The 18,539-nt window shown below is 66.0% G+C and carries 16 protein-coding genes and 2 tRNA genes; 12 read left to right on the top strand and 6 right to left on the bottom strand.

Annotated elements, in window-relative coordinates; all coding sequences use genetic code 11:
* Positions 1-30 precede the first annotated feature (30 nt).
* From gltX to AC3CD9_RS08895, 4 genes are all read left to right on the top strand, one after another.
* Positions 31-1,497, top strand: coding sequence for a glutamate--tRNA ligase (gltX, locus tag AC3CD9_RS08910; protein WP_488367291.1), 1,467 nt, complete (start codon positions 31-33; stop codon positions 1,495-1,497).
* Between the two features lie 2 nt (positions 1,498-1,499).
* Entirely contained in the window at positions 1,500-2,828 is a 1,329-nt protein-coding gene (locus AC3CD9_RS08905; protein WP_488367290.1) for an alpha/beta fold hydrolase, read from the top strand.
* Positions 2,829-3,031: 203 nt separating this feature from the next.
* Positions 3,032-3,103: transfer RNA gene (locus tag AC3CD9_RS08900), tRNA-Gln, on the top strand.
* 37 nt (positions 3,104-3,140) lie between these two features.
* Positions 3,141-3,213: transfer RNA gene (locus tag AC3CD9_RS08895), tRNA-Glu, on the top strand.
* Positions 3,214-3,495: 282 nt separating this feature from the next.
* Here AC3CD9_RS08895 and AC3CD9_RS08890 read toward each other — a convergent pair.
* Both AC3CD9_RS08890 and AC3CD9_RS08885 read right to left on the bottom strand, forming a co-directional pair.
* A complete protein-coding gene (locus AC3CD9_RS08890; protein WP_488367289.1) occupies positions 3,496-4,257 on the bottom strand; it encodes a DUF4282 domain-containing protein in 762 nt (253 codons plus the stop codon).
* Positions 4,258-4,461: 204 nt separating this feature from the next.
* Positions 4,462-5,544, bottom strand: a complete 1,083-nt coding sequence (locus AC3CD9_RS08885) for an aldose 1-epimerase family protein (RefSeq protein ID WP_488367288.1) — start codon at positions 5,542-5,544, stop codon at positions 4,462-4,464.
* A gap of 119 nt (positions 5,545-5,663) precedes the next feature.
* Here AC3CD9_RS08885 and galT point away from each other — a divergent pair, with 119 nt between their 5' ends.
* The 3 genes from galT to AC3CD9_RS08870 are packed head-to-tail and all read left to right on the top strand — an operon-like array spanning position 5,664 to position 9,159.
* Complete coding sequence (galT, locus tag AC3CD9_RS08880; RefSeq protein WP_488367287.1) at positions 5,664-6,884, top strand: galactose-1-phosphate uridylyltransferase; 1,221 nt, start codon at positions 5,664-5,666, stop codon at positions 6,882-6,884.
* Complete coding sequence (gene galK / locus AC3CD9_RS08875; protein WP_488367286.1) at positions 6,881-8,188, top strand: galactokinase; 1,308 nt, start codon at positions 6,881-6,883, stop codon at positions 8,186-8,188. Before galT ends, galK begins: the two co-directional genes overlap by 4 nt.
* A gap of 53 nt (positions 8,189-8,241) precedes the next feature.
* Positions 8,242-9,159, top strand: coding sequence for an alpha/beta fold hydrolase (locus AC3CD9_RS08870; protein WP_488367285.1), 918 nt, complete (start codon positions 8,242-8,244; stop codon positions 9,157-9,159).
* 24 nt (positions 9,160-9,183) lie between these two features.
* Here the strand turns inward: AC3CD9_RS08870 and AC3CD9_RS08865 are convergent, their stop codons facing one another.
* From AC3CD9_RS08865 to AC3CD9_RS08850, 4 genes are all read right to left on the bottom strand, one after another.
* Complete coding sequence (locus tag AC3CD9_RS08865; RefSeq protein ID WP_488367284.1) at positions 9,184-9,462, bottom strand: hypothetical protein; 279 nt, start codon at positions 9,460-9,462, stop codon at positions 9,184-9,186.
* Between the two features lie 17 nt (positions 9,463-9,479).
* On the bottom strand, positions 9,480-11,177 hold the full coding sequence (locus AC3CD9_RS08860) for a sodium:solute symporter family protein (protein WP_488367283.1): 1,698 nt from the start codon (positions 11,175-11,177) through the stop codon (positions 9,480-9,482).
* 150 nt (positions 11,178-11,327) lie between these two features.
* Positions 11,328-12,086: a DeoR/GlpR family DNA-binding transcription regulator gene (locus AC3CD9_RS08855; protein ID WP_488367282.1), complete on the bottom strand. Its 759-nt coding sequence runs from the start codon at positions 12,084-12,086 to the stop codon at positions 11,328-11,330.
* A gap of 135 nt (positions 12,087-12,221) precedes the next feature.
* On the bottom strand, positions 12,222-12,938 hold the full coding sequence (locus AC3CD9_RS08850) for an IclR family transcriptional regulator (RefSeq protein WP_025777351.1): 717 nt from the start codon (positions 12,936-12,938) through the stop codon (positions 12,222-12,224).
* 175 nt (positions 12,939-13,113) lie between these two features.
* On the opposite strand from AC3CD9_RS08850, the gene leuC reads away from it, so the two are divergent.
* From leuC to AC3CD9_RS08825, 5 genes are all read left to right on the top strand, one after another.
* The gene (leuC, locus tag AC3CD9_RS08845; RefSeq protein WP_488367281.1) at positions 13,114-14,598 is read left to right on the top strand and encodes a 3-isopropylmalate dehydratase large subunit; all 1,485 of its coding nucleotides are present in this window, start codon (positions 13,114-13,116) and stop codon (positions 14,596-14,598) included.
* Between the two features lie 16 nt (positions 14,599-14,614).
* Entirely contained in the window at positions 14,615-15,214 is a 600-nt protein-coding gene (gene leuD / locus AC3CD9_RS08840; RefSeq protein ID WP_139908461.1) for a 3-isopropylmalate dehydratase small subunit, read from the top strand.
* 204 nt (positions 15,215-15,418) lie between these two features.
* Entirely contained in the window at positions 15,419-16,735 is a 1,317-nt protein-coding gene (gene murA, locus AC3CD9_RS08835; protein WP_488367280.1) for a UDP-N-acetylglucosamine 1-carboxyvinyltransferase, read from the top strand.
* The gene (locus AC3CD9_RS08830; RefSeq protein WP_488367279.1) at positions 16,732-17,499 is read left to right on the top strand and encodes a lysophospholipid acyltransferase family protein; all 768 of its coding nucleotides are present in this window, start codon (positions 16,732-16,734) and stop codon (positions 17,497-17,499) included. Before murA ends, AC3CD9_RS08830 begins: the two co-directional genes overlap by 4 nt.
* Positions 17,496-18,509 carry an NAD(P)H-dependent glycerol-3-phosphate dehydrogenase gene (locus AC3CD9_RS08825; RefSeq protein ID WP_488367278.1) on the top strand — a complete coding sequence of 338 codons (1,014 nt, stop codon included), beginning with the start codon at positions 17,496-17,498 and terminating at the stop codon, positions 18,507-18,509. The genes AC3CD9_RS08830 and AC3CD9_RS08825 overlap by 4 nt, the downstream gene beginning before the upstream one ends.
* Positions 18,510-18,539 lie beyond the last annotated feature (30 nt).

The following is an 18,539-nucleotide window of genomic DNA, read 5'->3' as shown; positions in this document are numbered from 1 at the left end:
ACACCCGAGAAGATCACGCAAAGGACAATCGTGAGCGTCAAAGTTCGTTTCTGCCCATCACCCACCGGCACCCCGCACGTCGGTATGGTCCGCACAGCCCTGTTCAACTGGGCCTACGCCAAGCACACCGGCGGCAAATTCGTCTTCCGCATCGAGGACACCGACGCGGCACGTGACTCCGAGGAGAGCTTCGGCCAGGTCGTCGAGGCGCTGAAATGGCTGGGCCTGGACTGGGACGAAGGCATCGAGGTCGGCGGCGACAACGGACCCTACCGCCAGTCGCAGCGCGGCGAGATCTACGCCGACGTCATCGAGAAGCTCAAGGCCGGCGGCCACATCTACGAGTCCTACTCGACCAACGAGGAAGTCGAAGCCCGGCACAAGGCCGCAGGCCGTGATCCGAAGCTCGGCTACGACGGCTACGACCGCGACCTCACCGACGAGCAGAAGGCCGCCTTCCGCGCCGAGGGCCGCGAACCCGTATGGCGCGTGCGCATGCCCGATGAGGACATCACCTTCACTGACCTCGTGCGCGGCGACATCACCTTCAAGGCCGGCACCGTTCCCGACTTCGTCGTCGTCCGTGCCAATGGCCAGCCGCTGTACACCCTGGTCAACCCCGTCGACGACGCGCTCATGGGCATAACCCATGTGCTCCGCGGCGAGGACATCCTGTCCTCGACCCCGCGTCAGATCGCTCTCTACGAACACCTCAAGGCCATCGGCATCGCCGAGGCGACCCCCGAGTTCGGCCACCTGCCCTACGTCATGGGCGAAGGCAACAAGAAGCTTTCGAAGCGCGACCCCGAATCGAACCTGTTCCTCCACCGCGAGAACGGATTCATCCCCGAGGGACTCATCAACTACCTCGCCCTGCTCGGCTGGTCCATCGGACCCGACCGCGACGTGTTCAGCGTCAAGGAATTCACCGAGGCATTCGACATCCACGATGTCCTGCCCAACCCGGCCCGCTTCGACGTGAAGAAGGCCACCGCCATCAACGCCGACCACATCCGCCTCCTCGAGCCGGATGACTTCCGTGACCGTCTGGTGCCGTATCTCCAGGCCGCCGAGGTGCTCCCGGAGTCCCCGACCGAAGCTCAGCTGCAGATCCTCGACGAGGCGGCTCCGCTCGTGCAGACCCGCATGAAGCTGCTCGGAGAGGCTCCCGACCTGCTCGCGTTCCTCTTCACCTCCGACGACGACCTCGTCATGGCCGAAGACGGACTGAAGACGCTCAAGGACTCTGCACCCGAGGTGCTCGCCGCCTCCATCGAGGTCCTCGAAGGGCTCGACGACTGGACCACGGCGAAGCTCGAAGAGGTGCTGTCGGCGAAACTCGTCGACGAGATGGAGATCAAACCGCGCCTGGCCTACGGACCCCTGCGTGTTGCCGTGTCCGGCCGCAAGGTCTCACCACCGCTGTTCGAGTCGATGGAGATCCTCGGCAAGGACTCCTCGCTGAAGCGCCTCAAGGCACTCGCGGCGCAGCTGTGACCATGGTCGAGCAGAAGAACTGGACCCGTGGGGGACTGCACTTCCGTGACGTGACGGTCACCGTGCCCTTCGACCATTTCGGACGGTCGGGGGATGTCGCCTCGGCGGGGGAGAACGCCGCGTCTGCCGCCTCGGGGAAGGTGAATCTGCCGGACACGATGGACGTGTTCGCCCGGATCATCGCCACCGAGGCGGACAGTCAGAAGCCCTACCTCGTGTACCTGCAGGGCGGGCCCGGCGTGGGAGCCCCGCGCCCGGGCATCGTCGGCGGTCCCGGCGGCTGGGTGAAGCGTGCCCTCGAGGAATTCCAGGTCGTCATGCTCGATCAGCGTGGAACCGGAAGATCGAATCCGATCGGCTCTGTTGATGGGGCCATCACCGGACTGAAGACGGTAGGGGGCGACCCGGCCGCGATCGCCGAGGCGCTGTCCTTCTTCCGTGCCGATTCGATCGTCGAGGACGCGGAGATCCTGCGCCGCCACCTCGGCGCGGAGACCTGGTCCCTGCTGGGGCAGTCCTTCGGCGGCTTCACGACTCTGCGCTACATCTCCGCGCATTCGAATGCCCTTCACGAGGTCTACTTCACCGGCGGTCTGCCGGCGATCGGCCTCGACCCGGTGACCGTCTACGGACGCACGTGGGAGGGCATGATCCGCAAGTCCGAGCAGTATTACGCAGCGTTCCCCGGCGACCGTGAGAAGATGCGGCGCCTCGTCGACCTTGCGTCTGTCGGTGACGGTCTCGCCCTGCCCGGGGGCGCGCGGGCGACGCCGGAGCGGATCCGTCTGCTCGGGCACTTCCTCGGCGCCTCGGATGGTCCGGAGAAGCTGCATTATCTGCTCGACCTCGACTTCTCTTCGGGGGCATTCCGGCATGACCTTGCCGCGTCCCTGCCGTTCTCGGGGCGCAATCCGCTCTATGCCGTCATCCACGAATCCTGCTGGGCCGACGGCACGGTGACGAACTGGGCGGCCAGGCGGGCGATGCCCGATGCCGTGGTCAAGGATCCGACGCTGCTGGCCGGCGAGCATGCCGGTCCGGAGTCGCTGCATGAGGATCCCGAACTCACGCCCTTCGCCGAGGTGGCCGAGCTCGTCGCCGCACGTCAGTGGCCCGGTCTCTACGATGTCGACGCTCTGCGGGCCGCCTCGGTGCGCGGTGCGGCGGCAGTGTACTTCGAAGACGCCTACGTGCCGGTGGAGTATTCGCTGGCCACGGCCGAGCATCTTTCCGGGGTGCAGCCGTGGGTGACGAACGAGTACGAACACAACGGTCTGCGCGCCGACGGCTACCGGGTCTTCGACCGGCTCATCGGCCTCGCCCGCGGGTGAGGCCAGGGCCTGTCGGGGCAGGCAGACCGAGCCTGCGCGCGCGGGACTACTGGCCTGTCGGCGGGACAGGTGCGGGGAGCCCGTTGTGTTAAGAAGGTCACACTGAAAAGGAGCCTCTCGGATTTGTCGGGAGGCGGGGTGCTTGTGTAGAGTTATATCTCGTTGCTCAGGGAAATCTCCTCGGGGATATCCTTGAAAAACATTGGGCTATGGTGTAATTGGCAGCACGAGTGATTCTGGTTCATTTAGTCTAGGTTCAAGTCCTGGTAGCCCAGCGGACACAGTCTGGATCAGTCCAGGAGTGTTGTTCTAGCCCCCGTCGTCTAGTGGCCTAGGACGCCGCCCTCTCAAGGCGGTAACGGCAGTTCGAATCTGCTCGGGGGTACGGTTGAGCCCCGCATCGAATTTCGGTGCGGGGCTCACTCTAATTCACGGGCGTTTTCCCTCGTTCGCCAGTCCGCGGATCCGATCATAGAGCCCATGGGAAGCACGGGTGTGGGGAGGCTGTAGGTGGCGGGACTCACTCGCCCCAAATAGTGGTCACTATCGGATGCTTCCGCCAAAACGTAGGTCACTATCGGATGCTTCCGCCAAACTTTAGGTCGCCATCGGATACTTTCTTGCGCGAAAAGTATCCGATAGCGACCTATTCTTCTGATGCAGTGAGTCAGCGGCCGACGGAATCGGCGATGCGCTTCGTATGTTCGGCCGTTTTGATGTTGGAGACGATGAGTTCGAGCACGAGACGCACGCCGATGACCCACAGAGCCGGGATGATCCAGCCGAAGATGATCGACAGGATCAGCGGCAGCACGCTGAAGCTCGGGCCGCCGTTGAGGTAGCTCGACGCCGAACCCGCGGCGATTCCCGTGGTGATGCCTGCCACGATGGTCCCGAGGTAGGACAGGACCGCGACCACGATCGCGATGATGTAGATGAAGCCCGCCCACTTCACTGCGATGAAGTTGTCGAAGCGGATGTCGAACAGCGACTTGAAGAACCCGGCTTGCTGAGGCGCCGACTGCGGAGCCTGACCATACGCAGGCTGACCGTAGGCGGGCTGGCCGTACGCCTGCTGCTGGGCTGCACCCTGCGAGTATGCGCCCTGCTGATAGGGATCCTGCTGATAAGCGCCGGGCTGCGAATATCCGCCCTGCTGGTACTGCTGTCCCTGTGCCTGGTAGGCATTGGGATCGTAGGTGCCCTGCTGATAGGTGGGCTGATCGGGCTGGAACTGTGCGTCCTGGCCGTGCTGCGATGCCGGTGCATCCTGGCTGGGCTGGAACTGGGTGTCCTGAGGGTTCTGCGCTGACTGGTCCGAGGCTGACTGGGCACTCTCCGGCTGGTCGCTCGCGCCGGGGTTCTGGCCGTCGAGATTCTGCTCAGCCGAGCTGCTGTTCGGGTCGTTCGGGTTCTGCGGTGTCGACATGGTGTCCCCTTCGAGAATGGAACGTACCCAGGGCAGGGCACGCTCGCCTGATATCTGCCTGTAGTCGCAACCTATCAGGATGCGCCGACTCGCGGCAGGGCGACTGTCATTGTGGAAGGAACAGCGAAGTGTTGACTTGGCTCGCAGCCCGCAGCCCGCAGCCCGCAGCCCGCAGCCCGCAGGTCCAGGCTGAGGCGGGAGATGCTAGGCGTCGGAGTCAACGGAAGCATCGTCAGGGTCAGACGAAGCCTCTTCGGAGTCAGCGGAAGCATTGTCGGAGACGGACGAGCCCGAATCGGCAATCCCGCCGCCGTCGACCCCGGTCAGAGCGATGCTCCACTCGACGACAAGCTCGTCACCCGGGGCGACGACGTCGAAGTCCTCGCCTGCCTCGCCCGCTGCGAACGCGTTCGGGGGACACGTCATCGGCTCGATCGCAATCGCCCGCCGAGCCAGATCCTCATCGAGCCCGTCGCCCGTACACGCCTGCCAGGTGCGGAACCCGGGCCCCATCCCGACGATGACCTCGCGCAGATCTGCACCCTTCAGCCGTGCCCGCGACCAACCGTCGTCACCGCACCGAGGCGAGCCGTACGCATCATCGAGGATCGTGCCGCCGATGAGGCGCAGCGCCCGGAAGTCCTTGCACACCATGCATGCGGAATCATCGGAGGCATGATCGGCCGGGACGGCAGTGCCGTCATCGAAGGGACGAACAGCCGTGGGGATGAGCCGCTCATCGGTCTCGTACCAGCGCGCAGCGGGAATGACGAGCTGTGCCTCATCGACAAGGGCACCGTCAACGGGGTCGGTTGCACCCGATGCGGCGGCGCCCGGGGAGAGCCACGGATGAAATCCGAAACCGAACGGTGCAGGAGCCGACCCCGTGTTCAGGGCACGTGCGCGCATGCGCAGCTCCGCCTCGGCGAGTTCGAAATCCACCTGCAGATCGAACGCGAACGGATATCCCTCGGTCGGCTCCAACGTGTATTCGAGACTGACCGTCGACTCGGTGCGCTCGACCACGGACCACGGCACATCGGCGACGAGGCCATGCAGTGCAGTATCCCGCTCGGGCTCGGTGATCGGCAGCCGGTGGCTGTCTCCGGCGAAGTCGTAACGACCCCCATCGATCCGATTCGGCCAGGGGGCGAGCACGGCTCCGTCGAAGGCGTTCATCGGCACCACGACCGGACGATCGCCGACGCTGAAGCGAACCAGGCTCGCGCCGATGGGGGAGATGACCGCCGCTGACTCGTCACAGGCGAGTTCGATGGTGGCGGTCATGGGTCTCCAGGGTGCTCGAGCGCGGGAAGAACAGTTGCAGATATTCTACGCTGTCCGCACGCATCCGGGCCGCCAGATGTTAGCATTATGATCGAAAATGATAACTTTTGGGAGGTCTGATGCCAGCGTCGCATCGCCGGGCGAACCTGTCCGATGGTCGTGAGATCCTATTCTTCCAGGACCCCGACTCACCTGCACCGACGATCGCCGCCGACCCCCGGCCACACGATTCGCGCCCCGACAGCGGAACCCTGCGCTTCGACGTCCTCACCGGCGAATGGGTCGCCGTGGCCACTCACCGACAGACCCGCACCCACCTGCCCGCCGCCGCCGAGTGCCCGCTGTGCCCGTCGACGACGGACCGTCCTACAGAGATCCCGGCAGTGGACTTCGACGTCGCCGTCTTCGAGAACCGCTTCCCCTCCCTCGGCCCCGGCCTCGGTGATGTTCCGTCCGCTCAGAGCGTGGACACCACCTTCGCCGAGACGGCCGCCGACTCCGCCGAAACCGTGACCTCCGCGCTGTCGGGACCGGGATACGGCCGCTGCGAAGTCGTCGTCTTCTCCTCGGAGCACACCGGCTCCTTCGCATGCCTCGGCACCGCCCGCGCCCGCACCGTCATCGACGCCTGGGCCAATCGGACCGCCGAACTCTCTGCCCTGCCGGGCATCGAACAGGTATTCATTTTCGAGAACCGCGGGGAGGAGATCGGTGTGACGATGAACCACCCGCACGGTCAGATTTATGCTTACCCCTATGTCACCCCGCACACCGCGATCACCTCGGCCCGGGCGCATGAACACCTGCGCCGGACCGGTCGGCCGCTGCTCGGCGATGTGCTCGCCTTCGAACGCGAGGCAGGAGAGCGAATGATTCTTGAGACCGACCACTTCTCCGCTTTCGTGCCCTTCGCGGCCCGCTGGCCGATCGAGGTCCACCTCGTTCCGCACCGCCAGGTGGGAAGCGTCGACGAGCTCGACGAGTCCGAACGTGACGACCTGGCCCGCGTCTATCCGGAGGTGCTGCGCCGCATCGACGGCCTCTACCCGAGCCCCACCCCGTATATCGCGGCCTGGCACCAGGCACCGGTCAACAGTGCCGACCGCCGCGCCGACTGGCTCCACCTCGAGATCACGAGCCCCCGTCGTGCGGAGAACAAGCTGAAGTTCCTCGCCGGTTCGGAGGCCGCCATGGGTGCCTTCGTCGGCGACGTCTCCGCCGAGGAGACTGCAGCCAGACTGCGTGCCGTGACCCTGGAACCCCTCGCCGAGGAGGCCGTACCCGTGAGCGCGAACGCGAGCACGGCTTCGGCGTTCGACCCGGAAGACGATCGTCCATGACCACAGAGACCCCCGAGGCCGTATCCACACCGACCCCCGAACACCTCGCCGAGGAGTTCGAGTCCCTGTTCGGATACCGTCCGATCGGTTCCTTCCGTGCTCCAGGCAGGGTGAACTTCATCGGCGAACACACCGACTACAACGCCGGCTTCGTCCTGCCGATCGCCATTGATCGGGCGGTGTACGTCGCCATCGGTCGGCGACCCGACAACGGCGCTGCCGGGCGAGGCGGGGACGCCGCAGAGCGGCAGGTCGATGACGCAGAGAACCCGGGGACTGTGCAGCCGCCTCGGCGTGGGGAGAGCATTCGCATCGTCTCCGACCATCGCGATGACACCGGCCAGAGAATGTCCGGCCAGTTCGCGGCCGCGGACCTCGTGCCCGGAACCCTGCCCGGATGGCTGAGCCATCCTGCCGGAGTCGTCGATGAGATCGCGAAGACCACCGGCACGGTGGTCGGCGGAGTCGACCTCTATATCGAATCCACCGTGCCCGTCGGTGCCGGACTGTCCTCATCGCACGCACTCGAAGTCGCGGTGCTCATCGCCCTCGACGAGGTGTATGGCCTCGGTCTCGACGACCGGGAGAAAGTCCTGCTGACTCAGCGAGCCGAGAACGACTTCGTCGGTGCACCGACAGGAATCGTCGACCAGGCCGCGTCGATCATGACCGAGGCCGGGCATGCGCTCTTCCTCGACTGCCGCGACCTCAGCGCCCGCCAGATTCCCTTCGACCTCGACGCCGAGGGGCTCAGACTCCTCGTCATCGACTCGAAAGTCTCTCACTCGCACAGCGAAAGCGGGTACGGCGCCCGGCGGAGGACCTGTGAGGAATCCGCTGCGATCTTCGGAGTCGACAGTCTGCGGGAACTCGCCGACGACGTCGACCTGAGCGGTCTGACAGAGGAGCAGCGCAAGCGGGTGCGCCATGTCATCGCCGAAAACGCCCGGGTCCGCGCCACCGTCGAACTGCTCGAGGACAATGAACGATCAACCGGCGACGACCATGACGCGCGTATCAGAGCAATCGGCGACCTGTTGGTGGCTTCCCACGAATCGCTGCAGCACGACTACGAGGTCTCCTGTGTCGAACTCGATGTGGCGGTGGCTGCCGCGATGGGCGCCGGGGCGCTCGGCGCGCGGATGATCGGCGGCGGCTTCGGCGGTTCCGCGATCGCCCTCATCCACGCAGACCAGGTTGTTCAAGTTGGCGACGCCGTCACCTCGGCATTCGCCGAGCACGGCTACGGGGAGCCGGACATCTTCGCCGTCAGCGCGGGCAGGGGCGCTGCTCGGTTCGACTGAGCTCCTGATTCGGCCGGCTAGGCTGGCGTTGACCTCCCGAGCCTTCGCAGTTCATGCTTGAACCTCAGATGACGACGAACTCGGAGCGGGGGAGCGGCATGGGTATCTGCGTCAATGGAGTGAGCCTCGGTGTCGACGAGTTCGGTGAGACGGGCGCGCCGCTGGTTCTCTGCCTCGGCGCCCCGACGATGCTGTCCTGGCCCGATGCCCTGTGCGAGCAGCTGGCAGAGCAGGGACGTCACGTTGTGCGCTGCGATCTCCGCGATGCCGGAGCCTCGAGCCACGGTGATCTCGAATCACCGGACTACACTCTGCGAGACCTCGCAGCTGACGCCGCCGAACTCGCACGGACCTTCGACGGTCTGCCTACTCATCTCGCGGGAATCGGTATCAGCGGGATGGTCGCGCAGGTCGCGGCTCTTGACCATCCGGAGGCGTTTTCGGCACTCACTCTCGTCGGCACCCGACCGGTCGCTCCCGGACCCGTCGACGATGACCTGCCGGATCATGATCAGGCGACGATGGGTGCGTTGTTCTCCCGTCCGCAGCCGGACTGGACGGACGTCGGCTCGGTGGCCGACTATATGGCCGAAGGTGCACGGATCCTCGGCGACGACCCTGAAGAGGCACGGGCAGTCGCCGCGCGGATCTGGGCACGTACGCAGAGCTCTGATTCAGAACAGGCCCCAGATCCGACACAGAACTCAGATCCGGAAGCTTACCTGGCCGATCAGCTGGGAATGGTGTTCTCCCGCCTCGACTGCCGGCCACGCTGGCGAGAACGACTGCCGCAGCTGACGGTGCCGACTCTCGTCGTGCACGGCAGGCGTGACCCGTTCTTCCCCGTGGGCAATGCGGAGGCGCTCGCCCGGGAGATTCCCGGTGCCCGGCTGCTGACCCTCGAGGAGGCCTCGACGGCCGTACCGGTCGCGGACTTCCCCGAGGTTGCGGCGGCGATGGCAGCGCTCTGAGCGGATCGACGCAGACTGAGGCGATCAGTCGGTGCCGGCCGCGCCTGCGGCGTCGTCGGGAGTTTCGACGATGCGGATCGGGCGCAGCTTCGCCCAGATGAGGAAGACGGCCGCGGCGATGATGAGGCCGATCCCGGTCCACAGGTTCGCATCCACCCCGCCGGTGCGCTCGGCTTCGTCGGGAGTGAAGCCGACGATTCCGGCGATCGTGAGGATGACGCCGAAGATCGCCAGCAGCGCACCGATGAAGTTGCGGACGTCGAAGGCGCCTGCGGTCTTGGTCAGTTCGTTGGAATTGCTCATGGGTCTCACTGGCTCCTTCAGCCGAATGTCACGTTGAGGATGATGACGAGCACCAGAGCGACACCCGCGACGGGCACGGGGCGCTTCCAGAACGGTGCCTTCGGTTCGCTGAGGTCCTCGAAATCGGACTTCGGTGTCTCCGAGTAGACGAGTCCGCGCAGCTCCGCGGCGGGCTTCGGGGTGGTGAACAGGGTGACGATCACCGACAGGACGATGTCGACGACGAACGCCGTGCTGGCCGCGAGGAACGCGGCACCCTGACCGGGCAGATCGAGGCCTCCGGTCTCGGCGAGGATGAACACGAACACGGCCGAGAGCGTGCCGCCGACGAGGCCGACCCAACCGGCGGTCGCCGACATCCGCTTCCAGAACATACCGAGGATGAACGTGGCGAACAGCGGGGCGTTGAAGAAGCCGAACAGCGTCTGCAGGTAATCCATGAGGTTGGAGAAGTTGCCCGCGATGAGCGCCGTGAAGATCGCGACGACACAGGCACCGATCGTCGCCCAGCGGCCGATCTTCAGGTAGTAGTCGTCCTCGCGGTCCTTGACCACGTACTGCTGCCACAGGTCATAGCTGAAGACCGTGTTGAACGCGGAGATGTTCGCGGCCATACCGGCCATGAACGCGGCGAGGAGGCCGGCGATCGCCACACCGAGGAGACCGTTGGGCAGGACCTCGCGCATGAGCAGCAGGAGCGCATCGTTGTACGTCACGCCCGTCTGCTCCAGCGCGGTCGCCTCGTCGATGGAGGCCGAGATCTCCTTGAACTGCGTCATCTGCGGTACGAGGACCGCGGCGATCATGCCGGGGACGACGACGATGAAGGGGATGAGCATCTTCGGGAATGCGCCGATGATCGGCGTCAGGCGCGCGGCATTGATCGACTTCGACGCCATGGCGCGCTGGACCTCGACGAAGTTCGTCGTCCAGTAGCCGAAGGAGAGGACGAAGCCGAGGCCGAAGACGATGCCGACGACCGAGAGCACGGGGTTGGAGAAGCCGGAGAGCTGCTCGCCGGGCCAGCTGCTCAGCTGTTCGGCGCCGAGCATTCCGTCATTGCTCACTCGGTCGACCAGCCCGTCCCAGCCGCCGACGCGGTTGAGGCCGATGAGGGTGAGCGGCAGGAGGGCTGCGACGATGACGAAGAACTGCAGCACCTCGTTGTAGATGGCCGCGCTCAACCCGCCGAGGGTGATGTAGGACAGGACGATGGCGGCGGCGACGATGAGGGTGATCCACAGCGGCCAGCCGAGCAGTCGATTGACGATCGTGCCGAGCAGGAACAGATTGACGCCGGCGATGAGCAGCTGTGCGACCGCGAAGGACAGCGCGTTGACGAGGTGGGCGCCCGTGCCGAAGCGCTTGCGCATGAACTCCGGAACCGACCGGACCTTCGATCCGTAGTAGAACGGCATCATCACGACGCCGAGGAACAGCATCGCCGGGACCGCGCCGATCCAGAAGTAGTGCATCGTCGGCATGCCGTACTGGGCGCCCGTGGCGGACATGCCCATGATCTCCACGGCGCCGAGGTTGGCCGAGACGAACGCGAGAGCCGTGACCCAAGCAGGCAGGTTCCGTCCGGAGAGGAGGAACTCGATGCTCGAGGAGATCCCGCGCTTGGCGAACCACCCGATGCCGAGGACGAAGATGAAGTAGATCGCTATCAGCAGATAGTCGATCCACTGTGCGTCCAAGCGGATTGCTTCCAAGGTTCCTCCATATGCGTCAGTGCATCGCTTCGTAATGCGTCAGTGCATGGCTGCGTGTGGTGTATGACACCCGAGTGGACACTTTAGAGGATTGTGAGCCTGATCGCTAGTGATCGAACCTGAACAGTTTTGATCGTTTGCTGGCGGGAGTCAGACGACCTCGACCTCAACCCCCGCCTCGCGCAGGGAAGCGAGTTCGGATTCCTCGCTCTTCGAATCGGTGATGAGCTGCTGGATCTGCTCGGTCGGAACAGTGAGCACCGACGAGCGGAGACCGACCTTCGTGTGATCGACGAGTGCAGTGACGCGCCCTGCCCCGGCGGCCATGGCCCGATCTGTATCGGCGACAGGAAAGGCGGGAGTCGAGAGCCCGAAGTCCGCGGCCAGTCCGTTCCCGGAGAGGAAGACGGTGTCGGCGCGCAGGCCGAGCAGCTGAGACACCGTGCCGCCGCCGACGAAGGCCCGGATCGAATGGCGCAGCAGACCGCCGACGACGATGACTTCATTGTCGGGGGAGGAGACCATGGCCTCGGCGACGAGCAGCGAATTCGTCACCACGCGCAGACCCGAACGCGTCACGAGCTCCTTGGCCAACAGTTCGGTCGTCGTTCCCGGCCCCAGGGCCACGACGTCGCCGTTGCGCACCTGGGTCGCTGCAGCACGCGCGATCGCCGTCTTCTCGGCCAGAGCCTGCTCGAGCTTCTCCGCATAGCTCGACTCCCGCGCGCTCGAGGCGAGAACGGCGCCGCCGTGGGTGCGGATGAGCCTGCCCTCCTCGGCGAGCTGATCGAGGTCACGGCGGATGGTCACGGCCGAAGTATCGAGCTTCTCCGACAGGGAGGTGATGGAGACGGCGCCGTCTCTCTCGATCGTATCGACGATGATGTTGCGTCTCTGAGCGGCGATCATGGGGCCATAGTACAAGCCCGGAGGCCGGGCCGACTTCAAGGACGATGCACGACCGCGGGCCCGGAGGGATGATCCTCAGGGCCCGCGGTCAGACCGTTCGCAGCCGGGCGGGGTGCGATGGGAGCAGAGTCGGACTCAGCCGCGCACGAGTGCTTCGGTCAGCGCACGCGCGGCGTCGATGACCGACTTCGCGTGCAGGCGGCCGGGCTGGCGGGTGAGCCGGTCGACCGGTCCGGAGATCGAGACGGCTGCGACCACCCGATTGCTCGGACCGCGCACGGGAGCCGACACCGAGGCGACCCCCCGTTCGCGTTCGGCGATGGACTGGGCCCAGCCTCGGCGGCGGACCCCGGAGAGCATGGTTGCGGAGAATCGGGCACCGCGCAGACCCGTGTGCAGACGGTCCGGCTCCTCCCAAGCCAGCAGCACCTGAGCCGCAGAACCGGCGCGCATCGACAGTGTCGCGCCGATCGGCACGGAGTCGCGCAGACCCACGGGGCGCTCGGCCGCGGCCACGCACAGGCGCAGATCGCCCTGACGGCGGAAGAGCTGAGCGGACTCACCCGTCTGATCGCGCAGCTGACCGAGCACCGGCCCGGCCGCGGCCAACAGGCGGTCCTCGCCGGCGGCCGACGACAGCTCGGCCAGACGCGGCCCGAGGACGAAACGTCCCTGCAGGTCGCGACCGACGATGCGGTGGAATTCGAGGGCAACAGCCAGGCGGTGGGCAGTGGGGCGTGCCAGTCCGGTCAGCGTCACCAATTCGGCGAGAGAGGCGGGTCCGGCCTCAAGTGCGGAGAGAACCATTGCGGCCTTGTCGATGACCCCGACGCCGCTACCATTGCTTGTCATAGGCACCATTGTGCGCGTCTCAGTGGGCGAGATGCAAGTTCGCATTGCGATACGGGCGAGTAGATTTCGAATACGCACTCACTCCAGTGCGCACATCGCAGTTCATCGACGCGCCGTACCTCGGCCCGTCAGGTCTACATCGGGTGCAGAGATCCCTGCACCGGCGGGAGGAACCATGCCACGCACATTGGCCGAGAAGGTCTGGGCCGATCACGTCGTCTCACGAGGTGTTGACGGTGCGCCGGACCTTATCTACATCGACCTCCACCTCGTCCACGAGGTGACCAGCCCGCAGGCCTTCGACGGACTCCGACTCGCCGGGCGCCCCGTGCGCCGCCCCGACCTCACCATCGCCACCGAGGACCACAACACCCCGACGTGGGACATCGACAAGCCGATCGCCGAACCGACCTCGGCCACGCAGATCAACACCCTGCGCAAGAATGCCGAGGAATTCGGCATCCGCCTGCACAGCCTCGGCGACGCCGATCAGGGCATCGTCCACGTCGTGGGACCGCAGCTGGGCTTGACCCAGCCGGGCACCACGGTGGTCTGCGGCGACTCGCACACCTCCACCCACGGCGCCTTCGGAGCGCTCGCCTTCGGCATCGGCACCTCCGAGGTCGAGCACGTGCTCGCCACGCAGACGCTCAGCCTCAAACCCTTCAAGACGATGTCGATCACCGTCGACGGCGACCTGCCCGAAGGCTCGAGCGCCAAGGACATCATCCTCGCCATCATCGCGAAGATCGGCACCGGCGGGGGACAGGGCTACGTGCTCGAATACCGCGGCTCGGCCATCCGCCAGCTGTCGATGGAAGCCCGGATGACGATCTGCAATATGTCGATCGAAGCCGGCGCCCGCGCCGGAATGGTCGCCCCCGACGAGACGACCTTCGAATACGTCAAGGGCCGTCCCCACGCCCCCGAAGGCGAAGACTGGGACGCGGCCGTCGAGTACTGGAAGACCCTCTACACCGACGAAGGCGCGGAATTCGACGCCGAGGTGGTCCTCAAGGCCGAAGACATCGAACCCTTCGTCACCTGGGGAACGAACCCCGGCCAGGGCCTGCCGCTGTCGGCGAGCGTGCCCAGCCCCGACGACTTCACCGACGAGAACGACAAGGCCGCGGCCGCCAATGCGCTGGCCTATATGGGCCTGACCCCGGGCACGCCGCTGCGCGAGATCGACGTCGACACCGTCTTCCTCGGGTCCTGCACGAACTCCCGGATCGAAGATCTCCGGGCCGCCGCCGAGGTGGTCCGCGGCCGCAAGAAGGCCGACAACGTCCGCTTCATGGTCGTCCCCGGCTCCGCGAAGGTCCGCCTCCAGGCCGAAGAAGAGGGCCTCGACATCATCTTCAAGGACTTCGGCGGCGAATGGCGCTTCGCCGGCTGCTCGATGTGCTTAGGGATGAACCCGGACCAGCTGGCCGAAGGCGAACGCTGCGCCTCGACGTCGAACCGCAACTTCGAAGGCCGCCAGGGCAAGGGCGGGCGCACCCACCTCGTCTCACCGCTCGTGGCCGCGGCCACCGCGGTGCGCGGCACGCTGTCCTCACCGGGCGACGTCGCCGACCTGCCGCGGGATGCCGAACCCGTGGAATGGGCCGACAACCGCCTGTCCCTCAACCTGACACCCGTCTCGGCGAACGACTGACAAAGGAGGACGAGCCATGGAAGCTTTCACCACCCACACCGGCATCGGCGTTCCTCTGCGCCGATCCAATATCGACACCGACCAGATCATCCCCGCGAAGTTCCTCAAGCGGGTCACCCGCACCGGCTTCGAGGACGCCCTGTTCTACCGGTGGCGGACCAACGACGATTTCGTCCTCAACGACCCCGATTTCGCATCCGGCTCCGTCCTCGTCGCCGGCCCCGACTTCGGCACCGGCTCCTCCCGCGAGCACGCCGTCTGGGCGCTCAAGGACTATGGCTTCCGCGTCGTCCTGTCCTCCCGCTTCGGCGATATCTTCCGCGGCAACTCCGGCAAAGAGGGCCTGCTGGCCGCCCAGCTCGAACAGGCCGATATCGAACTGATCTGGAAGATCCTCGAGAACCATCCCGGCACCTCGATCACCGTCGACCTGAACGAGAAGACCGTGACGTGCGACACCGTCACCGTGTCCTTCCAGATCGACGACTACACGCGCTGGCGCCTGCTCGAAGGCCACGACGACATCAGCCTCACCCTGGCCAAGGAAGACGAGATCGTCGCCTACGAATCCTCCCGCTTCGCCTTCAAACCGACGACCCTGCCCGCCAAGGTCTGACCCTCACCTAAGCCGGCACCCTGCACCGATCCACCCTCGCCGAGGCGGCCCACCGTCACGTTCGAACGTGACCTCGGGGCCGCCTCGGCGAATCGGTGCGATACCGTCGGCTGGGTTAGTCTAGGACGGTGCCCGCGGCAATCGTGGGGCACCGTCTCCGGGTGGCATCCCGCCCGGATCCGATCATCGGAATCAGGGAGGAACATGCTCGAAGTACGTGGGGGAAATCCGCTGGACGGCATCGTCCGAGTCCGCGGCGCCAAGAACCTGGTGCCCAAGGCGATGGTGGCCTCTCTGCTCGGTGAGACCCCGTCCGTGCTGCGCGGCGTGCCCAACATCCGCGATGTCGAGATCGTCACCGGACTCCTCGAACTCCACGGAGTCCGCGTCACCTCCGGCCCCGACGGGGACCAGCCCGACGGCGAACTCCACCTCGACCCGGCCGATGTGGCTCAGGGCTCCATCGTCGACATCGACGCCCACGCCGGATCCTCCCGCATCCCGATCCTCTTCTGCGGACCTCTCCTGCACAGCCTCGGTCAGGCGTTCATCCCCGACCTCGGCGGCTGCCATATCGGCGACCGCCCCATCAACTTCCACCTCGATGTGCTCCGCAAGTTCGGAGCCGAGGTCGACAAGACCCCCGGCGGGATCATGCTCAAGGCGCACAGCCGCCTGCAGGGCACCAAGGTCGAACTGCCCTACCCCTCCGTCGGGGCCACCGAGCAGGTGCTGCTGACCGCGGTCCGCGCCGAAGGCGTGACCGAGCTGCGGGGTGCGGCCATCGAACCGGAGATCATGGACCTCATCGCGCTGCTGCAGAAGATGGGCGCGATCATCACCGTCGACACCGACCGCGTGGTGCGCATCGAAGGCGTCGACACCCTCCGCGGGTTCATCCATCGCGCCCTGCCCGACCGCAACGAGACCGCATCCTGGGCCTCGGCGGCACTGGCCACCGGCGGAGACATCTTCGTCGAAGGCGCCAGCCAGCCGGAGCTCATCACGTTCCTCAACGTGTTCCGCAAGATCGGCGGCGAATTCGATGTGCAGGAGAACGGCATCCGCTTCCGCCACCCCGGCGGCAAACTCCGATCCTTCGCCCTCGAGACCGACGTCCACCCCGGCTTCATGACCGACTGGCAGCAGCCGCTGGTCGTCGCGATGACTCAGGCCGAAGGTCTGTCGATCATCCATGAGACCGTGTATGAGAACCGGTTCGGCTTCACCGACGCCCTGCGCGATATGGGTGCACAGATTCAGCTCTACCGCGAATGCCTCGGCGGCACTCCCTGCCGCTTCGGACGACGGAACTACCAGCACTCGGCCGTGATCTCCGGACCCACCGACCTCAAGGGCACCCGCATCGACGTTCCCGACCTGCGCGGCGGCTTCAGCCACCTCATCGCCGCACTGGCGGCCCAGGGCACGAGCGAAGTCCACGGCATCGAACTCATCAACCGCGGCTACGAGAACTTCCTCGACAAACTCACCGGACTCGGTGCCGAGGTCTCCGCATGAGCGCCGACACCGAACCGGACGCGAACGACCACGATCTCGTCTCCTTCGATCCCGCCTCGGTGCGCTCCCAGAACCGGGCTGGCACCGTCGCCGCCACTGCGGCCTTCGGGCTCATGCGCACGGCCACGAAGATGAGCGTGCGGGGGACCGAGCACCTGCCGCCGGCCGGCACGGGCATCATCGCCGCCGCCTACCATTCCAACCATCTCGACCCGATCCTCGTGGGGCTGGCACTCAAGCGCAACGGCCGGATGCCGCACTTCCTCGCGAAGTCGACGCTGTTCACCGGGGTGCTCGGCAAGATCCTCAAGACCATCGGCCAGATCCCCGTGCTGCGCGCCTCGGCCTCGGCCGGCGACTCCCTCGAATACGCGAAGGACGCCCTGGCGAACGGCCAGACCGTCGTCATCTACCCCGAGGGCACGCTGACGAAGGATCCGGAGCTGTGGCCCCAGCACTTCAAGACCGGCACCGCCCGACTGGCGCTGGAGACCGGAGCCCCGATCATCCCCGTCGCCCACTGGGGACTGGACACGGTCTACCCGCGTGGGCAGAAGAAGGTCCGCTTCCGCCCCTTCAGCCATGACTCCGTCGTGGCCTTCGGCCCCGCCATCGACTATTCGGACCTGTGGGAGCACCGGGATGAGAAGAAGACGATGGGAGACCTCTCCCAACGTGTGAAGAACACCGTGGCGGCGATGGTGGCCGAACTGTCCGAACGCGAACTGCCGCAGCGTTTCACAGCTAAGGAGACAGGCGAATGAGCGTCGACAAGATCACCGTCCTCGGAGCCGGATCGTGGGGAACCACCTACGCCGCGGTCATCGCCGACGCCGGATTCCCCGTCACCCTGTGGGCCCGCCGTCCCGAGGTCGCCGAAGAGATCAACTCCACGCACACCAATGAGCGCTACCTGGGCGAGCGAGTCCTGCCCGAGGGACTGAGCGCGACCTCTGACGATATCGCTGCGGTCACCGACGCCGAGGTCATCGTCCTCGCCGTCCCCGCCCAGACCCTGCGGGAGAACCTCACCAGGTGGAAGCCGCATCTGCGTGAGGGTGTGAAGCTCGTGAGCCTGATGAAGGGCATCGAGGTCGACACCGGCAAGCGCATGTCCGAGGTCATCGCCGAGGTCGCCGAGGTCGACGAATCCCAGATCGCCGTCGTCTCCGGACCCAATCTGGCGCGTGAGATCGCCGACCGGCAGCCCACCGCCACCGTCGTCGCATCCTCCGACATCACCACCGCCGAGGTGGTCGCGGAGATCAGCGCGAACGCGTACTTCCGCCCGTATACGAACACCGACGTCGTCGGCGTCGAGATCGGCGGTGCGATCAAGAACATCATCGCCCTGTCCGTGGGCATCGCCGACGGGCAGAAGCTCGGCGACAACTCGAAGGCGTCGATCATCACCCGCGGGCTCGCCGAAACCTCTCGCCTGGCCGCGGCCATGGGCGCCGAGGCGCACACTCTGTCCGGACTCGCCGGGCTCGGCGACCTCGTGGCCACCTGCGCCTCGCCCCTGTCGCGCAATCGCACCTTCGGACGCCACCTCGGTGAGGGGATGAGCCTCGAGGACGTCATCGCCCACACCTCACAGACGGCCGAAGGCGTGAAATCGGCTCCTGCCGTCCTCGCCCTGGGTCGCCGCAACGGCGTCGACCTGCCCATCACCGAGGCGGTCTGTGCGGTTCTCGCCGGAAAACTGCAGGTTGACGAACTCGCCGGATTGCTGTTGTCTCGGAAGCGTAAGCACGAAGGACCACCCGCCTGATTCACACCGAATCTCAGTCACCCGCTGGAA

This window comes from Brevibacterium sp. MGP-B1 (assembly GCF_057766545.1).
This window is presented reverse-complemented; position numbering and strand designations above follow the sequence as displayed.

Bases quoted from the DNA above. Each gene is read 5' to 3' on its own strand.
- galK (WP_488367286.1), top strand. From the start codon at position 6,881: ATGACCACAGAGACCCCCGAGGCCGTATCCACACCGACCCCCGAACAC.
- AC3CD9_RS08890 (WP_488367289.1), bottom strand. From the start codon at position 4,257: ATGTCGACACCGCAGAACCCGAACGACCCGAACAGCAGCTCGGCTGAG.
- AC3CD9_RS08865 (WP_488367284.1), bottom strand. From the start codon at position 9,462: ATGAGCAATTCCAACGAACTGACCAAGACCGCAGGCGCCTTCGACGTC.
- AC3CD9_RS08850 (WP_025777351.1), bottom strand. From the start codon at position 12,938: ATGACAAGCAATGGTAGCGGCGTCGGGGTCATCGACAAGGCCGCAATG.
- AC3CD9_RS08885 (WP_488367288.1), bottom strand. From the start codon at position 5,544: ATGACCGCCACCATCGAACTCGCCTGTGACGAGTCAGCGGCGGTCATC.
- murA (WP_488367280.1), top strand. From the start codon at position 15,419: ATGCTCGAAGTACGTGGGGGAAATCCGCTGGACGGCATCGTCCGAGTC.
- leuC (WP_488367281.1), top strand. From the start codon at position 13,114: ATGCCACGCACATTGGCCGAGAAGGTCTGGGCCGATCACGTCGTCTCA.
- AC3CD9_RS08830 (WP_488367279.1), top strand. From the start codon at position 16,732: ATGAGCGCCGACACCGAACCGGACGCGAACGACCACGATCTCGTCTCC.
- AC3CD9_RS08825 (WP_488367278.1), top strand. From the start codon at position 17,496: ATGAGCGTCGACAAGATCACCGTCCTCGGAGCCGGATCGTGGGGAACC.
- AC3CD9_RS08870 (WP_488367285.1), top strand. From the start codon at position 8,242: ATGCTTGAACCTCAGATGACGACGAACTCGGAGCGGGGGAGCGGCATG.
- galT (WP_488367287.1), top strand. From the start codon at position 5,664: ATGCCAGCGTCGCATCGCCGGGCGAACCTGTCCGATGGTCGTGAGATC.
- leuD (WP_139908461.1), top strand. From the start codon at position 14,615: ATGGAAGCTTTCACCACCCACACCGGCATCGGCGTTCCTCTGCGCCGA.
- AC3CD9_RS08855 (WP_488367282.1), bottom strand. From the start codon at position 12,086: ATGATCGCCGCTCAGAGACGCAACATCATCGTCGATACGATCGAGAGA.
- AC3CD9_RS08905 (WP_488367290.1), top strand. From the start codon at position 1,500: ATGGTCGAGCAGAAGAACTGGACCCGTGGGGGACTGCACTTCCGTGAC.